20 protein-coding genes, 1 tRNA gene and 1 CRISPR repeat array (1 of these 22 cut by a window edge) are annotated in these 19556 nt (G+C 72.0%); of the genes, 15 read left to right on the top strand and 6 right to left on the bottom strand.

The genetic code is table 11. The annotated features are described in order from the left end of the window. Positions 1 to 314: a CRISPR direct-repeat array (repeat unit 28 nt; unit sequence GGATCACCCCCGCGTGCGCGGGGAACAG) (it extends 1050 nt beyond the left edge of the window). A gap of 178 nt (positions 315 to 492) precedes the next feature. Together LPU61_RS20625 and LPU61_RS20620 are read right to left on the bottom strand one after the other, a co-directional pair. Continuing rightward, a complete protein-coding gene (locus tag LPU61_RS20625) occupies positions 493 to 1305 on the bottom strand; it encodes a protein phosphatase 2C domain-containing protein (RefSeq protein ID WP_229405774.1) in 813 nt (270 codons plus the stop codon). A 5-nt stretch (positions 1306 to 1310) separates the two neighbouring features. Continuing rightward, entirely contained in the window at positions 1311 to 2141 is an 831-nt protein-coding gene (locus LPU61_RS20620) for an RNA polymerase sigma factor (protein WP_229405773.1), read from the bottom strand. A gap of 704 nt (positions 2142 to 2845) precedes the next feature. On the opposite strand from LPU61_RS20620, the gene LPU61_RS20615 reads away from it, so the two are divergent. From LPU61_RS20615 to LPU61_RS20555, 13 genes are all read left to right on the top strand, one after another. Beyond that, positions 2846 to 3226 carry a DUF6284 family protein gene (locus LPU61_RS20615; protein WP_229405772.1) on the top strand — a complete coding sequence of 127 codons (381 nt, stop codon included), beginning with the start codon at positions 2846 to 2848 and terminating at the stop codon, positions 3224 to 3226. After that, positions 3226 to 3609, top strand: coding sequence for an RRQRL motif-containing zinc-binding protein (locus LPU61_RS20610; protein ID WP_229405771.1), 384 nt, complete (start codon positions 3226 to 3228; stop codon positions 3607 to 3609). Before LPU61_RS20615 ends, LPU61_RS20610 begins: the two co-directional genes overlap by 1 nt. Further along, the gene (locus tag LPU61_RS20605) at positions 3606 to 4505 is read left to right on the top strand and encodes a DUF2637 domain-containing protein (RefSeq protein ID WP_229405770.1); all 900 of its coding nucleotides are present in this window, start codon (positions 3606 to 3608) and stop codon (positions 4503 to 4505) included. The genes LPU61_RS20610 and LPU61_RS20605 overlap by 4 nt, the downstream gene beginning before the upstream one ends. A 90-nt stretch (positions 4506 to 4595) precedes the next feature. Further along, positions 4596 to 5057, top strand: a complete 462-nt coding sequence (locus LPU61_RS20600; RefSeq protein WP_229405769.1) for a Pycsar system effector family protein — start codon at positions 4596 to 4598, stop codon at positions 5055 to 5057. Positions 5058 to 5180: 123 nt separating this feature from the next. Next, complete coding sequence (locus LPU61_RS20595; protein ID WP_229405768.1) at positions 5181 to 5348, top strand: hypothetical protein; 168 nt, start codon at positions 5181 to 5183, stop codon at positions 5346 to 5348. Continuing rightward, on the top strand, positions 5345 to 6688 hold the full coding sequence (locus LPU61_RS20590) for a hypothetical protein (protein WP_229405767.1): 1344 nt from the start codon (positions 5345 to 5347) through the stop codon (positions 6686 to 6688). The genes LPU61_RS20595 and LPU61_RS20590 overlap by 4 nt, the downstream gene beginning before the upstream one ends. Beyond that, on the top strand, positions 6688 to 8889 hold the full coding sequence (locus LPU61_RS20585) for a hypothetical protein (RefSeq protein ID WP_229405766.1): 2202 nt from the start codon (positions 6688 to 6690) through the stop codon (positions 8887 to 8889). The genes LPU61_RS20590 and LPU61_RS20585 overlap by 1 nt, the downstream gene beginning before the upstream one ends. A 412-nt stretch (positions 8890 to 9301) precedes the next feature. After that, positions 9302 to 9646 carry a hypothetical protein gene (locus tag LPU61_RS20580; RefSeq protein ID WP_229405765.1) on the top strand — a complete coding sequence of 115 codons (345 nt, stop codon included), beginning with the start codon at positions 9302 to 9304 and terminating at the stop codon, positions 9644 to 9646. 103 nt (positions 9647 to 9749) lie between these two features. Further along, complete coding sequence (locus tag LPU61_RS20575) at positions 9750 to 10637, top strand: bifunctional DNA primase/polymerase (protein ID WP_229405764.1); 888 nt, start codon at positions 9750 to 9752, stop codon at positions 10635 to 10637. Beyond that, positions 10634 to 11866 carry a DUF3631 domain-containing protein gene (locus tag LPU61_RS20570; protein ID WP_229405763.1) on the top strand — a complete coding sequence of 411 codons (1233 nt, stop codon included), beginning with the start codon at positions 10634 to 10636 and terminating at the stop codon, positions 11864 to 11866. The genes LPU61_RS20575 and LPU61_RS20570 overlap by 4 nt, the downstream gene beginning before the upstream one ends. 258 nt (positions 11867 to 12124) lie before the next feature. Next, positions 12125 to 12292 (top strand): hypothetical protein, encoded by a 168-nt coding sequence (locus LPU61_RS20565; protein WP_229405762.1) that lies wholly within the window; start codon positions 12125 to 12127, stop codon positions 12290 to 12292. After that, entirely contained in the window at positions 12289 to 12498 is a 210-nt protein-coding gene (locus tag LPU61_RS20560; protein ID WP_036373105.1) for an AlpA family transcriptional regulator, read from the top strand. The genes LPU61_RS20565 and LPU61_RS20560 overlap by 4 nt, the downstream gene beginning before the upstream one ends. Then, positions 12495 to 13871 (top strand): tyrosine-type recombinase/integrase, encoded by a 1377-nt coding sequence (locus LPU61_RS20555; protein ID WP_229405761.1) that lies wholly within the window; start codon positions 12495 to 12497, stop codon positions 13869 to 13871. Before LPU61_RS20560 ends, LPU61_RS20555 begins: the two co-directional genes overlap by 4 nt. 135 nt (positions 13872 to 14006) lie before the next feature. Here LPU61_RS20555 and LPU61_RS20550 read toward each other — a convergent pair. Next, a tRNA-Ser gene (locus LPU61_RS20550) sits at positions 14007 to 14093 on the bottom strand. A gap of 144 nt (positions 14094 to 14237) precedes the next feature. Here LPU61_RS20550 and LPU61_RS20545 point away from each other — a divergent pair. After that, positions 14238 to 15212 (top strand): NAD(P)H-quinone oxidoreductase, encoded by a 975-nt coding sequence (locus LPU61_RS20545; protein ID WP_229405760.1) that lies wholly within the window; start codon positions 14238 to 14240, stop codon positions 15210 to 15212. Here LPU61_RS20545 and soxR read toward each other — a convergent pair. Both soxR and LPU61_RS20535 read right to left on the bottom strand, forming a co-directional pair. Then, a complete protein-coding gene (soxR, locus tag LPU61_RS20540; RefSeq protein ID WP_043960842.1) occupies positions 15209 to 15688 on the bottom strand; it encodes a redox-sensitive transcriptional activator SoxR in 480 nt (159 codons plus the stop codon). The genes LPU61_RS20545 and soxR overlap by 4 nt on opposite strands. Positions 15689 to 15775: 87 nt before the next feature. Beyond that, on the bottom strand, positions 15776 to 16483 hold the full coding sequence (locus LPU61_RS20535) for a glycosyltransferase family 2 protein (protein ID WP_043960844.1): 708 nt from the start codon (positions 16481 to 16483) through the stop codon (positions 15776 to 15778). A 124-nt stretch (positions 16484 to 16607) separates the two neighbouring features. Here LPU61_RS20535 and LPU61_RS20530 point away from each other — a divergent pair, with 124 nt between their 5' ends. After that, the gene (locus tag LPU61_RS20530; RefSeq protein WP_229405759.1) at positions 16608 to 18863 is read left to right on the top strand and encodes a hypothetical protein; all 2256 of its coding nucleotides are present in this window, start codon (positions 16608 to 16610) and stop codon (positions 18861 to 18863) included. Between the two features lie 31 nt (positions 18864 to 18894). On the opposite strand, the gene LPU61_RS20525 is transcribed toward LPU61_RS20530, so the two are convergent. Beyond that, positions 18895 to 19512, bottom strand: a complete 618-nt coding sequence (locus LPU61_RS20525; protein WP_229405758.1) for a hypothetical protein — start codon at positions 19510 to 19512, stop codon at positions 18895 to 18897. Positions 19513 to 19556 lie beyond the last annotated feature (44 nt).

Below are 19556 nucleotides of genomic sequence, written 5' to 3'. Positions count from 1 at the left end.
GGGAACAGCTGGCGCTGCTGATGCTGCCGTTCGGGCACATGGGATCACCCCCGCGTGCGCGGGGAACAGGAGTCGCCGAGGTCGTCCATCCCGTCGGCGGCCGGATCACCCCCGCGTGCGCGGGGAACAGATCCCTGACTTCACAGACCGTGCGCTATAGAACGGATCACCCCCGCGTGCGCGGGGAACAGGTCAGCCAGATTCGCGCGCTGGTGGTTGACACGGGATCACCCCCGCGTGCGCGGGGAACAGGAAGGGGGTCCGCCGGACGACGGGCTACCGCCGGGATCACCCCCGCGTGCGCGGGGAACAGGCTTCCTGACCTGGACCACTAAAGATCAACAGCGCCGATTTCATTCACTTCCCCGACCAAGACCCCTCCGCCCGTGCCGCCCGGTTGCTGGTGAGAGGGTACCGCTGACTCGCCAAGCTCGGCGCGCGCCGCGCCCCCGGTGGCCGGACGGCCCGGGCGGCAGGCCGAAGAGTGGAAACCTATCGAGGGTCGGCTACGTATACGAGCGTAGCGTCATCGCTCTTCTTGTTGCGCGGCCACTGGAGGGCGACCGGGTCGGATTCTTCGAGCTGGCGCACACGCCGGAGCACCTCGCTTGGCCCTTGATTCTCCAACAGGTCGAGCATTTCCCTCCAGCTAACGTCATTGAACATGCGCACAAGCCTTGCCGCTCCATCGGTCAGCAGAATCGACCGAGTGACGGTTTCAATGGGCACCGCTTCAACGATTGCGTGACTAACTACCGCGGGGTCTGCTGCCGAAACCCAGAAGCCACCCTCAGCGTTTCGGGCGGCTAGCTCAGCGTGCTTCATTCGGATGAGGGCATCGGCCTTCTCGGCTGATCCGATCGGGTGTTCGTCCGCTTCTCGGCGCTCTGCCTGCGCAGTCTTGTCCACCCGATCATCAATGATGACGCTTAGGTGTGAGTCGGAAGCAAGGATGATGCCAACATCTCCGAGGACTAGGTATTCGAGGTGACTGGGCGTGCGACGGAGAACGGCCACGGCAGCCGAAGGGGTACCGGGACTCGTTAGGTCGCAGTCAGGGTGCTTCCCGGCAACGGCGTTGATCGCCGTCGCCAGGGCCGCCGGCAATGTTACTGATGCGTCGCTTGCCTGTGCTGAGACTGCGGCACCGAGCTGGGCCGCGTACCAAGAGACGCCGTGGATGCAACCGGTGTCGGTCCGGGCGGTCGCGCCGTCTAGCACCACGACCAGATTCGGCGATGCCGAGAACCAGTCTTCATTGAGCTTGTCTGCCTTCGACGGCTCTGACGCTGCAAGGATCCGCATTCTTCTCAGCTCTCGTGGCGGTAGATCGAAGTCACGCGCTCGCAGGAAAGAATCTTCCTTGGGTTGGCCGGGTCATACTCGCAGCGAACCACCATCGAGAACCGGCGGCTCTTAAGCTCCTTGTGGAGCTGAGCAAGGTTGTTGGCGACGAAGTGGGCAGCGCCTAGCGTGCCTTGTGCATGTGTGCCAGCAAGGTACAGGAACGATCCCTTGCCGTCCGGTCGGGGCAAACGGCCAATGTAGCCGTAGTCCGCTGATTGCCCGTCGTCGCGGGGAGAGCGGTACTCGGTTTCGCCGTCGATGAGGTACCAGCCACGTTCATCGGATGCGAAACGCAGATGTGGATCGGCTTCCATCACCTGGCCCACGAAAGGCAAGAGCCGTGGTGAGGTGAGGACAATAAGGTTCGGGCGATTCAGATGCACGAATCCTGGGGGCGGGACCACCTCGTAATTGGCGTCCAGTCCGACCGTCCGGGCCAGGTCCGCTAGGACGTTGTAGGCCGCGAAGCTCTCTGCCGAGAGCATGTCGCCCGGGTCGTGCCGGCCAGACTCCTGCTTGCCTCCGATGGCAACCGTCAGCCGGCCAGTGCCGAGGAAGGCACGTTCGGGGCGGGTGCCAGCGGAGAGCAGTTGCGAGACCCGCGATCGAGACATGTCGAGCAGGTCTGCGATCTGCGCCTGCGTCATGCCGTCGACCAGGAGCTGTTCAAGTGCTTCCCGCCGGATCCGTGACAGTTCGGCGATCGCGGCTTGGTAGTCCTCGATCAGCGTATGCGCGGCCCTTGCTCGCTCTCGCGTGTCGCCCACGGTGGCTACCGCTGCGGGGTCCTTCACCCGGCGCTCCCTTCGTCAAGGGGGCTAATCCTACCTGAGCTGCCTTGACCCACCCGAACGCCTGCCGCCTTGTGAGTGGGGGCGAACTCGCTTGTTAAGGGGGGTTGACTCGCCTTGGCGGAGCATGTTCAACTTGTCGCCACCACCCCCCTGGATCGCAGGGTTAAGGGGGGTGAACCTGTCGGTTGGTTGGCGGCGTCGGCGTTGCGGCTTCGGCTGCGGCGTGCGCGTACGGGCCCCGAGCACACGTTCATTGAGAACTTCACAGCACGAAGCGCCGCGTTGATTCGTCTACGGTATGCCTGCCTTGATCCACACGGTGGCCGACCTCGGTAAGTCCCGAGCGAGCGGGCCGAGTGGGCGGATCTGGCGCGCGGTTGCTTCTGCCACTGATCGCTCCCTGTCGATGGGGGTCGCGCTGTTACGGCGCGGCCCCCGCTCCGGAGGGCTTTCCCCGGCCCGCTGTGTTCGGGCCGTGCGTGACCGGGGCGTGATCGCCCCGCGCTGTCTACCTGACCTGTAGGGAGAGGTGATCTCGCTATGTCCGTGCTCGCTGCGTGTGTCCGCGTCACGACCAAGTCCAGCGCCACGTGGCGCACCTGCACCGCGTGCGGGGGCCTCGCCCCGCTGGCCCCCGCCGAGCAGCACTGCCGGCCCTGCCGGCAGTCGTCGCGCTCTCGCCGTAGCGGAAGGAACCGATCGAAGTGACCACCGACCACGACCCCACTATGGGGCCGACCGCCGCTGACCTGGCCGCGATCGAGGCCGAATGGCCGCTGATCGCCGCCGAACTGGACCTGCTCGATGCTGAGATCAGCCTGATCTACGCTGCCGACCACGGCGGCCCGACCGCGCTGGACTGGCGGCGGCTGCGCCGGGCGGAGGCCCGCGTTACCCGCACGGCCACGACAACGGTCCGCCCGTCCTGGAGCGCCGACGGGTGCGTGTCGCACAGCCTGGCCGTGGTCGGCTGGACCGGTTGCGGCTACGGCTGCGAGATCATGCGCTGCCCCGACTGCGGTGGTGAGCAGGTCCTTCACCGTACCGAAGACGGGTGCCGGGCCGGCATGGCTCACGCGGCCTGATGTCCCGCATCCGCGCCGCCTACTGGGACCCGGACGGCGACCGGTACGGCATCCCTACCTTCTGGTGGCGAGGTGCCCCGCCCGGCTACGCCACCCGCCGTCAGCTTCGCGCCGCTGGCCTGCGCCCCGCTCAGCCGGTCGCCGCTCAGGTGCTCTGGCGCGGTGTCGGCGGCACCCGCGCCGCGTACCTGTACCGGGTTGACCTGGCGCGGCCGAAGCGCACCGCCACCCCCGCCCAGCTCCGCGCCGTCCGCGCCGCGCTCACCGCGCGCCGTACCTGCCGCGTCTGCGGCGTGACCCGCTCCTACTACATCCCGCGCTCGGTGGGCGAGTGCCTGACCTGCGCCGCCCCGGCCACGTTCCCTGAGGAGGAAGCAGCATGACCGCCCCGACCATCAACGGCACCCGCTACCCGCAGCCGGTAGAGACGCTGCTGCCGGCCGCCCGTGATCTGCCGCTGCCCGCCGGGCAGCAGTTCCCGTCGCGGAACCGGTTGATGCGTGAGTTCCGCATCGGTGCGGCGAAGGCTGACGACCTGCTCGCCCGCCTCAAGTCCGAGCACGCCGACCGGAGCCGGGCCGAGACGCTGCGCACCGCGATGATCGTGCGCGGCGCGCTGCTGACCCCCGCGACGGCCGCCGACGAACCCGCCGCGCCCCGGCTGGACTACCCCGAGCCGATCGGCCCGGACCCGGCCCCCGCCGCCATCGTGGCCGAGCAGACCGCGCCGGCCCCGCCGGCCCCGGCCGTCGCCGTGGACAGCGTGCCGGTCGAGCAGGTCGAGCAGGTCGCGGTGGTCAGTCACCCGGGTACGAAGATCAGCCCCGACCGGCACGGCAAGCAGGCCCAGGGCCGTGGGTGGGCCTACGTCGGGGTGATCCTCGGTGGGGTGGTGTCGATCGCGGCGAACGTGGCGCACACCTACCTTCCGAAGCCGCCCGACGGCGCACCGCTCGGGTGGGCCCCGGACCCGGGGTGGTCCCCGTCGCCCCTGGCCGTGGCGTTGTCGGTGTTCTGGCCGGTGGCGCTGTTCGTCGCGGTGGAGATCCTGACCCGCATCCCCTGGGGCGAGGGATTCAGTTCCGTGGTCGCCCGGGTCGCGGGTGTGCTGCCGGTCGCGGTGGTCGCCGCCGTGGTGTCCTACCGGCACCTGTCCGGGCTGCTGGAGCACTTCGGCGAAGACCCGCTCACCATCGCCATCGGCCCCCTCGCCGTCGACGGCCTGATGGTCATGGCATCGGCCGCGCTGCTGGTCACGAACCGCCGTAGCCGTACCTGACCCCGCCCGGCGGCACAGCCCCTGGCTCGCAACCTGTGCTGTGCCGCCGGTCCGGTCACCCAACCCCTACAAGAGAGGAGGGCACCTCTGATGGTGCCAGACACCACGTTCCTCACCGCCGAGGTGGCCACGGTGCGCGCCGAGTTGGTCCGCGTGGACGCGAAAGCCTCGACGCTGCTCACGCTCGCCGGCACCGCCCTCACCGTCGGCCTGGCCGTGCTCGCCCGCGCCGACCTGCCCGCCCCCGCCCTCGCCACCGGCGCGGTAACCGTCGGCGTGATCGGTGTCGCAGTCGGGTTGCTGGCCTGCGCGGTGCGCCCGTCGCTCGGCGGCGGGCACGGCCTGATCCGCTACGCGACCAGCGCGCCGGGGGACCTGATGACCGACGCCGCGCTGCCGCCGCTGAGCATGGCGTCCCTGCGAGCACACGAGCTGGTGTGGCTGTCCCGAACCACGGTGGCCAAGTACCGCCGCGTCCGGACCGCCGTCGACCTGCTGCTGTCCGGCCTGGCCGGCACCGCGCTCACCGCCGCCCTGGTCCTGTTCGGCTGACCGGCGCTCAACCGCTACCCCTTCCACTGAGAGGAGGCACCGGTGATGGTGCCGAGAAGTGAGCAGATTGACCGGCCGCGCGTGGCTGCGGCGGCGGTCGGGTCGAAGGATTCGCGGGCGGGGTTGGCCGTCGGATTGACGGTCGGCGGCCCGGTGGTCGTGTTCGCGACCGGGTTCGGGCTGGCCCGTGACGCGCAGGTCACCGGGTGGCTGCTGCTGGCCCTGCTGATCGCGGCCGGGGGCTACGGGATCGTGCGGTGGCTGCTGCGCTCCCGGGCAGGCCGACGGTGAGCACCGACACGACCGAAGCCACGCCGCCCACCACCGACCCGGAGCAGGGCCACGGCCCCGGTAGCGACGTCGGGGGCGATGGCCTGCCCCTAGCCGACGCCGACGCACCGGACGCAGAGCCAACCGCCGACGACACCGGAGGTGACCCGCCCGACGGCGACGGCCCGACCGGGTTTCCCGGTGGGGCGCTGCTGCTCAGTGCCGCTGACGTCCTGGCCGTGGGCGGTGGGGCGGTGTGGGCCGGGGCGACCGGGTTCGGTGCGTTGCTGCTGGCCGCCGCCGCGACCGCCGCCGCCGGACTCGCCATGGCCGACCGGAAGGCCAAGCGGGACCGCGCACGCCGCGACGCCGCCGGCCGTACCGGTCAGGTGGCGCGGTCGTCGCGGCGGGCCGCCGCCGCTGGCGGTATCCCCACCACCACCCGGGGTCGGGGTCGGGCCGGCGGCGGAAAGGGTTCACCCGGCGGCGGGCTGTTCGGCCGGGCCAGGCCCGGCGGGAAGAGCAGCGGAGCGGGCCGCCCTGCCGCCGGTGGCCTGGCCAGACCCACCGGCCGGAAGGGTGCCGCCGGTGGCACCGGCGGCGGTGGGCTGTTCGGGCGGACCAAGCCCCGTACGGGCAACGGCTCCACCGGCGGTGGGCTGTTCGGCCGGGGCAAGTCCACCGGCGGGAAGGGCACCCCCAGGGGTGGGCTGCTCGGACGCGGCAGACCCGGCGCGAGCAAAGGCGGCACCGGCGGTGGACTGTTCGGCCGGGGCAGCCCCAGCAAGGGCCGGAAGCCGCAACCGATCACGGGCGTGCGTCCCCGCACGGGTGCCACACCCCGGGGCAAGTCCACCGGCCCGAAGCCGGCCCCGAAGCCGATCGGCGGCCCGGAGGAAGCCGCCCGCCTCGCCGAGGAAGCCCGCAAGGCGCGAGAGGCCAGCGAGCGCAACAACCCCACGAACGGCAACGGCCCGGCCGGATTGGTCGGGTCGCTGGAGATCACCGCAGGAGGTGGCGCAGCCATGGGCAACTTCCCTCTCCCCGGGGCCGCATCGGAGTTCCGATCGGCCGCGAGCAGGTACACCCCCGATGACATGTACGAGTTTGGGGCGCATCTGGCGCAGATGCCCGCCGCGATGCTCGACATCGCTGAGGGCTTGAAGGCGATGGCGTTGCGCACCCACGCCGAGCGGCCCGTCGACCCCCGCGTGGTGGAGGCCCTCGCGGCGCTTTACCAGGTGCAGCGGGCCACGATCGCCGCCGCCGAGACGATCGCTCCGGTGTTCCGCAAGGTCCACGAACGCGACCTGGCCCGTAAGGAAGCCCCGCGCACCAACGAGCAGGAGTGGAACGTTTGATGACCGCCACCGACACCAACCCGCAGATGGTGCCCCCGGCCGCCGTGCCGGGGGCCACCCCCAACCCCGCCCCTGCCCCGGCCAAGCCGGCCCGGGGGCGGGCCATGTCGTGGGCCGCCTACGCCCTGTCCACCTGGCACTGGCGGCACCCCCACCCCGCCTGGGGCACCCTCAACGCCGCCGGGGCCACGCTCGGTGCGGCGAGCATCGCCGCCGCCGCGCAGGTGCCCGGCCCGTTCGCCGCGATCGGCGGGGCGCTCGGCGCGGCCGGCGCGGTCGCCGCCGGCATGGCCGACGACCTGCCCGGCCACCGGCTGCTGTGGCGCGGCTGCTGCTGGATGATGCCCGGCGCGTGGGCGACCACCGCCCTGATGACCGACGCGGTGTGGTCGGGGTGGGCGGTCGGCACCCTCGCCGCCGGCACCGCCGGGTTCGGCACCGTCGCCACCGCCATCGGCCGCACCCGCCGCCGCCGCGCCACCGCCGCCCAGCAGCACGCCGCCGCCATGGACGCCGCCACGCGCCGCGACCGGCTCGCCGCCGTGTGGGAAGCCCGTATCGCCCGCGTCACCGACGTGAAGGTGAGGGTGCGCAACGTGCAGGGGTGGGCGACCCGCACCGGGTTCACTCTCGACGCCGACCTCCCGGCAGGTGGGGCGACGTGGCGAGACATCGCCCGCCGCACCGAAGGATTGGCCGCCGACGCACGGCTGCCGCACGGCTGCGAGGTCACCGTCGAACCCGGCGACAGCCGCGGCGCGGTGCTGCTGCACGTCTCCACCGTCAACGCCCTCGCCCAAGACCACTACCTCGACGACTACAGCCCCCTATCCATCAACAACCCCCTGGCCATCGGGCCGCTGCGCAACGGTGAGCAGGCCGTGATCAACCTGCGTTACGCCTGCGGCGTGCTGGTCGGACAGACCGACTCGGGTAAGACCAACCAGTTGCAGACCATCAACACCCAACTCGTGCGCTGCGTCGACACCCTCGTGTGGCAGATCGACCTGGCCGGCGGCGGGCTGTCCCGACCGTGGGTCACCCCCTACGCCGAAGGCCGCGCGCCCCGTCCCGCCGTGGACTGGGTCGCTACCAGCATCGCTGAGGCGGAGATCATGGTTCGCGCCGCGATCGAGATCATCAACGGTCGTAAGCCTGCGTATCAGCAGCGGATGCGGGCGGCGAACGACGACAAGATCCCGGTCGGGCCGGACCTGCCCGAGATCGTGATCGTGGTCGATGAGATCAAGACGGTGCCGCCGCACATCGTGAACATGCTCGCCCAGATCAGCGACACCGGCCGCGCCGCTGGAGTCCGCACCCTGTGCTGCGCGCTGCGGGCCACCGACGACTACCTGCCCATCGCCATCAAGGAGCAGGCTCGGATCAGGATCGGGATGCGGGTCACGGATGAGAAGGAGCTGAACTACCTGTTCGGCTGGAAGTACAACATCGACGCCGAAGCCGCCCCCTACCAGGGCTGCGGGTTCCTGCTCGCCGGCAACCCCGGCGAGGCCGCGCCGATGCCGTTCAAGGGCTACCGCACCGACCCGAACCGCATCGACGCCGCCGCCGTCGCGGTCGCCCCCTGGCGGCCCGACCTCGACGCCATCTCCGCCCAGCTCGCCGGCAAGGTCGCGGTCAAGGGCACCCGCCCGTATGCCGATCGGTGGGCCCGCACCATGCCCACCCTGTTCACCGACCCCATCACCATCACCACCCCCGCGAGCACGCCGACCACGCCGCCGCCCGCTCCCACCGTCGGCACCACGCCGGCTGCCGGTGGTGCGGGGGCGGACATCGCGCACCTGTTCGACCCGATCCCCGGCGACACCCTCGACGCCGCCCTCGACCGGTTCAAGACCATCGCCGCCCGCAACATCAACGAACTCGGCATCAACATGACCACCGCCCTCAAGCACCTCAACCCCAACCCGGTGCCGGAGTTGCTGACCCGCGCGCTGGAGGCCACCGACGCCAACGGCGGACGCATCCACACCGCCGACCTGGCGACCCGCCTCGACATGGACCCCGCCGAACTCGGCACCGAGCTGGGACGGCTCCTGCGCGACGTCGATGTGGAACGGCACAACGCCACCGGCCGCGTCCGGATCGGAGAGTCGTCCAAGCCGGGATACCTCGCCGCGACTCTGCGTGAGGCGGTCGACGCCTACCGGGGCGGCACACAGCGGGCCGCCTGACCTCCCACAAACCGGTGTGGGAGTCACACGCCAACGCCTCCCACAACCGTGGGAGTCACACAGCCCGTGCCACCCCCCGAAACAGCCGCTGAACTGCACGTGTCAGGCGTGTGACTCCCACACTCAACAGGGGGGTTCCGGCCCGAAAACCGGCCCGGAACCCCCCGTGTCCCGGTCGCCTCCCACGCCTCACACACGGCACCGCCGGGCACCCTCCCGGCGCGATCCCGCACACCCACAGACGACTACCCACAGTCAACGCTGAGGAAGGTCATCACCGATGACCGATCACCTACCGCAGTCCCCGGCCGATGCCCTCCGTGCCACTGCCGCCTACTTGCGTCGGCACGGCTGGCACCCCGGTCCCGGCCTTTACGACCCGCACCACGGCTGCACCCACGGCGGGTGTCGGGTGGTTCGCTCCGGCATGTACCCGGCCAGCATCTACGGCGCGATCCGCGCCGCCCTGCTCGGCCGCCCGCGCTGGTTCGCCATCACCGACCCCACCACCGCCGAGACATACGCCGCCGCCGTCGACCACCTCACCCGACACCTACGCACCCGCACGGTTGCCGACCTGCACGCGGCCATCCTGCCCTGGGAACGCGCCCCGGGTCGCACCCGGCAGCAGGTCATGACCGTGCTCCTGTCCGCCGCCGGCACCGCCCCCGCCACCCCGGCCCCGGCAGCACGGCTCGCCCCCGTCATCCCGCTGAACACCCGTCGTCCCGACGTTCGGCCGCGCCGGATCGCCTAACCCCGAAGTGCCTGATCGGCGCGCTCCGCGCGCTCACCGCCAGGTGGCCAGCGTCCGCGCGGCGCTGGCCACCGTCCCGCCTGCGCCAGGAAGGAGACACCCCATGCCCGACCTGCTCGCCGCCGCCCTCGACTACGCCGCCCAGGGCTGGCCGGTATTCATGCTCGCCCGCTCGAAACGACCCGTCGCCAACTGCCCGCCCTGCACCGATCCTGGCCCCGACCACGACCGCGACGCCTGCCCGTGTCTGACCTGCCACGGCTTCTACGCCGCCACCACCGACCCCGACCGGGTCGCCGCGATCGTGGCCGCCGTCCCCGCAGGGCAGCTCGCCCTGCGCACCGGTGCCCCGTCAGGGACCGTCGTGGCCGATGTCGACCCCGCCCACGGTGGCCGCGACACCATGAACGCTCTCATCGGCCGGGGGTTGCTGCCGCCGACCGCGTACGTGGTGACCGGGTCCGGTGGCCTGCACCTGTACTACCAGCACCCCGGCGACCCGGTGCCGTGTAGCCAGGGCAAACCCGGCCAGGGGCTAGGGCCCGGTGTCGACGTGAAAGCCGATGGCGGATACGTGGTGCTACCCCCGAGCGTGCATCCACGCACGGGCCGCCCGTACCAGTGGGCACCCGGCAGGGAGATGAAGGAGATGCCCCCCGCGCTGGTTGATGCCTGCCGACCGGCCCCGCCAGCACCACCGCCCACCACCCCGCACTGCCCGACCAGCACCCGCGCGGCGGGAGGCATCTCCTTCCCCGACCGGCTGTTAGCCGCGCACCTGCACGCGATCACCACCGCCGCCGAGGGAACCCGCCGCACCACCCTCTACGGCGCCGCACGCGGGGTGGCCCGCATGGTCGCCGCCGACGCGATCAGCCGCGACGACGCCATAGCCGCCCTCACCACCGCCGGCCGCGCCGCCGAGCAAACCGACCGCGACATCCGCGCCGCCATCCGAGGTGGCTTCCACGCCGAAGGACTCGCCGCATGAACCCACCCACCAGCACCACCGGCCAGCCCGAAGACGGCGCGGCGATCCTCGACCAGGTCCACGCCTGCCTCACCAAGTACGTGATCCTCCCCAGCCCCGAAGCCGTCGACGCGGTGGCGCTGTGGATCGCCGCGACCCACGCCCAAGCCGCGTGGGCACACGCGCCCCGCCTCGTCATCCGGGCACCGGAGAAGCGGTGCGGGAAGTCGCGGCTTCTCGACGTGGTCGAGGGCACCTGCCACGACCCGCTCATCACCGTCAACGCCTCACCCGCCGCCGTCTACCGGGCCATCGGCACCGGCCAACCCCCCACCCTGCTCGTGGATGAGGCAGACACCCTGTTCGGCGGGAAGAACGCCGACGCCAACGAGGACCTACGCGGGCTGCTCAACGCCGGTCACCAGCGCAACCGGCCCGCGATCCGGTGGGACAACAACACCCAAAGCCTGGAGAAGATCCCCACCTTCGCCATGGCCGCCCTCGCCGGCATCGGGGCGATGCCCGACACCATCGAAGACCGCGCCGTCGTCATCCGCATGCGCCGCCGCGCCCCCGGCGAGCAGGTCGCCCCCTACCGCCACCGCCGCGACGGCCCCGCCCTCCGCGCCGTCGCCCAACGCCTGGCCGGATGGCTCCGCGCCAACCTCACCGCCCTCGAAGCCGCGGAACCGCCCATGCCGGTAGAGGACCGGGCCGCCGACACCTGGGAACCCCTCGTGGCCGTCGCCGACCTCGCCGGGGGCACCTGGCCGACACGCGCCCGCCAGGCCGTCACCGTCCTGACCGCCGAAGCCGACGACGCCGGCAACGTCTCCCAACGCGTCCGGCTCCTCGCCGACATCCGCACCGCGTTCGCCACCCTCGGCGACCCGCCCGCCGCACCCACCGCCGACCTACTCGCCGCCCTCAACGGCGACCCCGAGGCACCCTGGGCCGACAGCGGCCCCAACGGCCTGACCGGCAAGAAACTCGGCGACCTGCTCCGCGAGTTCGACATCCGCTCCGACACCATCCGCTTCCCCGTCGGGCAGGCCAAGGGCTACACCCGCGACGCCTTCACCGACGCCTGGCAGCGCTACTGCCCCCAACCCGAAACCCCCTCCACCGGGGTATCCGTACCATCCGTACCAACCTCGTTTCCGCAGGTCATCGCCGGTACGGATAACCCCGCTGGTACGGATCGATCCGTACCACGACGCACCCTCACCGCCGCCCCTGGTACGCATTAATCCGTACCGCGATCCAATCCGTACCGCCCCTGAGCAGGCAAAACGAGCTTGGTACGGATGGTACGGATACCCCCGGCCAAGCCGACCCACCAGAACGGCCCGCTGAGAAGCCCTCAGCCGCACCGACCCACACCCGTACACCGGACGGCACCGGCTCGCGGCCTCACGACGCTCTCAGCGGGCCGCTCTGCGCCCATCTGCGCAAATACCTCCCGCTTTCCAACCCCGACGGCAGCCGTCGACCGAAAGGCGCTCTGCATGCGAATCAGGCTGCACGGCACACCCGCTGAAACAGCCGCCGCCCTCACCGCGCTCGCCCGTGTCCTCACCATCAACCGCGCCAGCCAGCCCTACCCCGACCGGCACCCCTCCACCCGGCACCGCATCTACCTCGACGCCACCCCGAGGAAGGACAGCCGCCCGTGACCGCCAGGCCGAAGCGCACCACCCCCACCGGCAACCTGCTCACCCTCGCCGAAGTCCTGGACGAACTCCGCGTACCCCGGTCGACCTTCTTCAAGTGGAAGGCCACCGGCCGCGCGCCCCGAACCATCAAGTACCCCAACGGCAGCCTCTACGTCCGCCGCCGCGACCTGGACAACTGGCTCAACGATCACGAGGAGGCCGCTTGAGCAGCTATGACGTACGCATTCACGCGATCCTGACCAACTCCCTCGCCGGCAAGAAGAAGTCCTACACCGTTCGATGGAGGGTCGCCGGCAAGTCGTTCCGGAAGACGTACGCCACCGGGGCGCTCGCCGAGAGCTTCCGGTCGAAGCTGGTCGTTGCCCAGCGCGAGGGAACGGCTTTCGACGAGAAGAGCGGGCTGCCGGAGCCGATGGCCCGGGAACTGAACGCCCGCAACTGGTATGACCTGGCTGTCGCGTTCGTGGATATGAAGTGGCCGCGTGCCGCCGCAACGCAGCGCAAGAGCATCGCCGACGCGCTCACCACGGCCACGCTCGCCCTGCTCGCCACGTCGCGCGGCGCACCCGATGACGCCGAGATCCGGCACGCCCTCTACACCTGGACCTTCAACAAGTTGCAGCGCGACCGCGACAACGGCCTGCCACCGGAGCAGATCGCGCCCGTCGTTCGCTGGCTCGCCGCGAACACGCTCCCACTGTCCGACGTGGCGAACCCCGCTACCACCCGAAAGGCGCTCGACGCGCTTACGGTCCGGATCGATGGCGGCCCCGCCGCCGCGAACACCGTCGCGAGGAAACGGGCCGTGCTCTACAGCGCCTTGAAGTACGCCGTCGAACTCCGCTATCTCGACGCTCACCCGATGGACTTCATCCAGTGGCGAGCGCCGAAGAACACCGACCAGGTCGATCGAAAGGTGGTGGTGAATCCCGAACAGGCCCGTTCCCTGCTCTCGGCGGTGCGCAACCGCGACCCACACTTGGAAGGCTTCTTCGCCTGCATGTACTTCGCCGCGCTCCGCCCCTCCGAGGTGATCCACCTACGCGCCGACGAATGCGAGCTACCCGAAACCGGGTGGGGATGGCTCCACCTCAGCGGATCGACTCAGCAGGTGGGCGAGGACTGGAGCGACGGGGGCACGTCGCTGGAAGACCGGGAACTCAAGCACCGGGCGAAGAAGGCGACCCGCGACGTACCGGCCTGCCCCGAGCTGGTTCGCATCCTGCGGCACCACCTACGGGAGCACTGCCGCAACGCCAACGGCCGGATGTTCAACGCCGCCGGTGCCAGGGTGGCCCCGGTGTCGAAGAGCACCTACCTGCGTGCCTGGCGACAGGCCCGAGAGGCAGCCTTGACGCCCGCGCAGCAGCGGTCGCCGCTGGCGCACCGGCCGTACGACCTGCGGCACGCCGCCGTGTCGCTCTGGCTCAACGCCGGGGTGCCCGCTACCCAGGTCGCGCAGTGGGCCGGACACAGCGTGCACGTCCTGCTGAAGGTCTACGCCTCGTGCATCGACGGCCAGGACGAAGCGGCCCGGAAGCGGATCGAGGGAGCGTTGGGCACCGAGGAAGCCGAGTAGCGCCGACACGAATACGACACGACCAGCGAGACGCGTTGGCCCCCGGCGGGACGAAGTGAGACTTCCTCACGAATGACGAAACGGCCTCTGGCTGGCGTCCGCGCTGGTCAGGGGCCGTTTCTGCTGTCCAGAGAGCGGAGGGTGTGGGATTCGAACCCACGAAGACATCGCTGCCTTACCGGTTTTCAAGACCAGCGCCATCGGCCACTAGGCGAACCCTCCCGGCGCGTGCCCCGCAGGGCACGACCGTTGCCTAGTCTGCCAGAAGCCGGCCAACCCGCGACTCACCGTCCCACCGGCACCGGGCGTCGACGGACCGGGACAGCCCGGACGTGGAGGGCGCGCCGGATCGGGTATGACTGGGCCATGCGCGCGATCACGATCCCGGAGCCCGGTGGACCCGACGCACTCGTCTGGGCGGAGGTGCCCGACCCCGAGCCCGGCCCCGGCGAGGTGATCGTCGACGTGCGGGCCAGCGCGGTCAACCGGGCCGACCTGCTGCAACGGCAGGGGCACTACCCTCCCCCGCCGGGCGCGCCCGCGTACCCCGGGTTGGAATGCTCGGGGGTGGTCAGCGCGATCGGTGCCGACGTGGCCGGGTGGGAGGTGGGCCGGGAGGTCTGCGCGCTGCTGGCCGGCGGCGGGTACGCCGAGCGGGTGGCCGTGCCCGCCGGGCAGTTGCTGCCGGTGCCGGACGGCGTCGACCTGGTCGACGCGGCGGCGCTGCCCGAGGTGGCGTGCACGGTCTGGTCGAACGTCGTGCGGCTCGCCGGGCTGGCGCGGGGCGAGACACTGCTGGTGCACGGCGGGGGCAGCGGGATCGGCACCTTCGCCGTGCAGCTCGGCGCGGCGCTCGGTGCGACGGTGGTGGTGACCGCCCGTCCGGCCAAGCACGAGCGGCTGCGCGGGCTGGGCGCGACGCACGCGATCGACTACCGGGAGCAGGACTTCGTCGAGGAGGTCCGCCGGGTCACCGACGGCCGGGGCGCGGACGTGATCCTCGACATCATGGGCGCGTCCTACCTGGCCCGGAACGTGGCGGCGCTGGCCACCGGCGGCCGGCTGGTGGTGATCGGGATGCAGGGCGGCCGGAAGGCTGAGCTGGATCTGGGGGCGCTGCTGGCCAAGCGGGCGTCGGTGGCGGCCACCGCGCTGCGCTCCCGGCCGCTGGCGGAGAAGGCGGAGATCGTGGCGGGCGTACGCGAGCAGGTGTGGCCGCTGGTCGCCGCCGGCGCGGTCCGGCCGGTCGTCGACCGGCGGCTGCCGATGGCCGAGGCCGCCGAGGCGCACCGCCTGGTCGAGTCCAACGCCCACGTGGGGAAGGTGCTGCTGACCGTCTAGGCGGGGGCGCAGTCGCCGCAGGCGGAGGCGGCGGGCTCGGGGCGGGGAAGTATGAGCCGGGCGCCGGGGCCCTCGCCGGACAGCTTGTCCTCGGGGTTGTAGAGGACGCAGCGCTGCAACGACAGGCAGCCGCAGCCGATGCAGCCGTCGAGGTCGTCGCGGAGTTTGGTCATCAGGCGGATCTTCTCGCTGAGCCGGGCCCGCCAGGCGGCGGAGAGCTCGGCCCAGTCGGCCGCTGTGGGCGTGCGGGAGGCGGGCAGGGAGTCCAGCGCCTCGCGGATCTCCTCCAGTGAGACGCCGACCTGCTGGGAAACGCGGATGAACGCGACCCGGCGCAGCTCGGTGCGGGCGTAGCGGCGCTGGTTGCCGCCGGTGCGGTCGGCCCGGATGAGGCCGAGGCGCTCGTAGTAGCGCAGCGCCGAGGGTGCGACCCCGCTGCGCGCGGCGAGCTGGCCGATGGTCAGGGATTCCTGCATCACGTCGCCTTGAATTGAAGTGGACTTCAACTCGACCAGGCTATCGGCACGGCCCGCATGACCGCCAGCACGGCGGAGCCGTCGGAATCAGTGCTGCGAGGCGCCCGCGGGGCGGCGGCGGGTGCGCTCCCGACCGAGGATCCAGATCGCCTCGACGCCGTCCTTCCAGGTGATCTTCTTGCCCTCCTCGCGGCCGCGCGCGCGGTAGCTGATCGGCACCTCGTACGGGCGGATGCGCCGGCGCAGCAGCTTGCCGGTCACCTCCGCCTCCATGCCGAAGCCCCGCGAGCGGATGTCGAGGGAACGGTAGAGCGCCACCGGCATCAGCTTGAAGCAGGTCTCCAGGTCGCCGATGTACGAGTTGAACAGCACGTTGGCCGCCATGGTGACGCCCTTGTTGCCCATCACGTACCAGAAGCTGTAGGCGCTGTGGCTGCCGAAGGTGCGATTGCCGTAGACCACCGTGGCACGGCCGTCGAGCACCGGGTCGAGCAGCTTGGGGATGTCCTGCGGGTCGTACTCCAGGTCGGCGTCGAGGATGACCATGTATTCGCCCTCGGCGTTGTCGACCGCCGTCTTGATGGCCGCGCCCTTGCCGGCGTTGCGCTGGTGGGTGATCACCCGCAATCGCGCGTCGTCGGCGCGGCCGAGGACCTCCCCGGTGCCGTCGCGGCTGCCGTCGTCGACCACGACCAGCTCGATCTCGCACGGATAGTCGACCGCCAGTGCCTGCTTGAGGGCATCCGCGATGCGTTCTTCCTCGTTGTAGACCGGCATGAGGATCGAGAGCTTCACGGGAATCTCCACGCTAACGGCGACACGTCGGGCTTAGCCTAGCTTGGCAGCTCAGGGCGGCGGGGTGCAGCACCGCCGGGCGTCGGGCTCGGCGCGTTCAGCCGGATGGTGTTTACTTCGCGCCATGTCGGCAGCCGGCTCCCTGCTCGTGGCGGCCCCGCTCGTCGCCGTCCTGTCCCTCGCCGTGGCGCTGCGCCCCGCCCGGCCGGACACCGTCGCCCCGCTGCGCCTCGCCGTGGTCCGGGCCGCGGTGGTCACCGGCGCGTTCGCGGTGCTGACCGTGGAACTGCTCGGCGCGTTACGCCTGCTGACCCTGCCCGCGTTCGCGGTCGCGTGGCTGATCTTCGTCGCCGCCACCGTGACGGCGGCGGGCTGGCGACGCCGCCGCACCGCCGCACCGACCGGGTCCGGCGCCGCCCGGGACCTGGCCGCCGTCCGGGCCCGGCTGACCGACCGATGGCGTACGGCCGGGCGGGGCGAGCGCCTGCTCGCCGGCACGGTCGGCGGGCTCGTCCTGGTGGAGCTGCTGATCGCGCTGCTCGCCGAGCCGAACAACTTCGACTCGCAGACCTACCACCTGCCGAAGGTGGAGCACTGGGTGGCCCAGGGCAGCCTGGAGTTCTGGCCCACCGCGATCCACCGGCAGGTGACGATCCCGCCCGGCGCGGAGTACCTGCTGCTGCACCTGCGCCTGTTCACCGGCGGCGACACGCTGCACAACCTGGTCCAGTGGGCCGCCGGGGTGGGCTGCCTGCTGGCCGTCGCCCGGATCGCGGCGCAGCTCGGCGGGGGGCGGCGGGCCCAGCTCCTCACCGCGTTCGTGCTGGGCACCACGCCCATGGTGGCGCTGCAGGCGACCAGCACCCAGACCGACCTGGTCTGCGCCGCATGGGTGGCCTGCGTGGCGACCCTCGCCCTGGACGGGCTGCGCCGCCGGGCCGGGGTCGGCACGCTGCTGCTGCTCGGCGCGGCGACGGGACTGACCGCGGTGACGAAGACCAGCGGCCTGATCGGCGTCGGCCCGCTGCTGCTGCTCTGGGGGATCGGCCAGCTCCGGCTGGCGTACGTCGGCGGGATCGTGCGGGGCGCGGACCGCGACCGGCGGGCCGGGGCCAGGGTCGACGGACCGGCCCTGCCGGCCCTGGTCGGCGCGGGTCGCGTCGGACTGCCGACCGGCGGAGCCGACCCGGTGGCCCCGCCCGCAGCGGCCGACGTCGCCCGGCCGGGGACGGGCGGCGGCGCGCCGGAGCCGCCGGGGTCCCGCGCGGGCGGCGTGGCCCGGACGGTGGCCGGCTCCGTGCTGGTGGTGCTGGTGGCCCTGCTGGTGGTCGGCCCGTTCCTGGCCCGCGTGCAGGCGGAGTTCGGGCACCCGTTGGGGCCGCCGCGGCTGCGCGAGTCCATCCCGATGGAACGGCACGACCCGCCGTCGGTCCTGGTCAACGCCCTGCGGATCGGGCACACCGCGCTGGACACGCCGCTCGCGCCGGTGCGGGCGGGCACCGCCGAGGCGATCATGGCCGGGGCGCGGGCGATCGGCGTGGACCCGCAGGACCGGGCCATCACCTTCGGCCGGGAGACCTTCCCGGTGCCGTCCTGGTATCCCGACGAGGACCGGGTGGCGTTCCCGCTGGCCGGCGCGCTGGCGCTGGTCGGCGCGGCGCTGGCGCTGGCCCGGCCGGCCCGGGTCAGCCCGACGGCGGCCGGCGCCCTGCGCGGGTACGCGATCGTGGTGGTGACGGCCGTCGCGCTGCACACCGCGATGATCAAGTGGCAGCCGTGGGGGAACCGGCTGCTGCTGTACGCCCTGGTCCTGGCGGCCCCGCTCGCCGGGCTCTGGCTGGACTCGCTCTTGCGCCGCCGGCTCGCCCCGAGGCCCGGGGCCGGGGTCTCCGGCGGCGCTCCTTCCGCCTCGGGCCGCCGGTCGGTGGCGGTCGGACTGGCGGTCGCGATGCTGGCCGGGTCCGCGCTGGCCGGCGTGCTCGCCCTGTCGTACGGCTTCCCACGCCGGCTGGTCGGGGCCGGCTCCGTCTTCACCACCTCGGAGTGGGATACCCGCTTCCTGCGCCGGCCGCAGTGGGCCGACGAGTTCCGGGCGGCGGCCGACGCGGTCCGGGCCAGCGGTGCGCGGCGGATCGGACTGGTGCAGCAGAACGACAACTGGGAGTACCCGTGGTGGCTCCTGCTGCGCGACGCCGACGGCCGGCCGCCCGAGCTGGTGGCGCTCCAGTCGGTGCTGCCGGACCGGCCGCCGGCCGACCCCGCCTCGACGGACGCGATCGTCTGCACGGGCACCCGGAAGGTCTGCGCCGACCTGGTGCCCGCCGGTTGGACGCTGACCTGGCGGGGCTACGTCGGATACGCCCTGCCGCCGCCCCGCTGACGTGGCGGGTTGTTGGCAGGGTCCTGCTTGCTCACTTGAGCAGGACGAGCCGGGCCTTGGCGGCGTCGCCGTCCTTCGCGCCGGCCACGCCGACCGTCGCGCCGACCCGCACCGCCTCCGGCTGGATCGTCTTGCGCCGCTCGACCACCCGCAGGTCGTCGCCGAAGGTCCACGTCATCGTGAACCCGTCGGTGGACTTCACGGTCATCGAGTCCCCGTCGATCGCGGTGACCTCGCCGCGCTGCACGGCGACGGTCCTCGTACCACCGTCCTTCGTGCCCACCACGACCTCGCCGTGCAGGGTGTTCTTCTTCCGCAGCAGCACCCGCGCCTGCCGGCGCTTGCGCCACTCCTGCGCCCGCTCGCCCCGCCGCTCCTTCGCGTCGGGCTCGCCGCTGGCCGGCGCGGACGAGCCCGGCTGTGTCGAGCCCGAGCCGGCCGGGGCCGGGGCGGCCACCAGGTCGAGGTCGCCCGGGTCGAAGCCCAGCGCGGTGAGCGCCTGTCCCTCCGCGCCCAGCGCGGCGGACACGTCGACCGCGACCTCCTTGGAGGCGTCCTGCGCCACCTGTGCCGGCCCGCAGCCGGTGACGCTCAGGGCGACCGCCGCGAGTAGCGAGGTGGCGGCGACCGCGAATCCGTGACGTGCCATGGGTATCCCTCTCGTCGGTGAGGGTCCCAGCGTCCCGCCCCGGT

The sequence above is a fragment of the Micromonospora sp. NBRC 110038 genome (assembly GCF_020884815.1).
GTDB classification, from domain to species: domain Bacteria; phylum Actinomycetota; class Actinomycetes; order Mycobacteriales; family Micromonosporaceae; genus Micromonospora; species Micromonospora haikouensis.
This window is presented reverse-complemented; position numbering and strand designations above follow the sequence as displayed.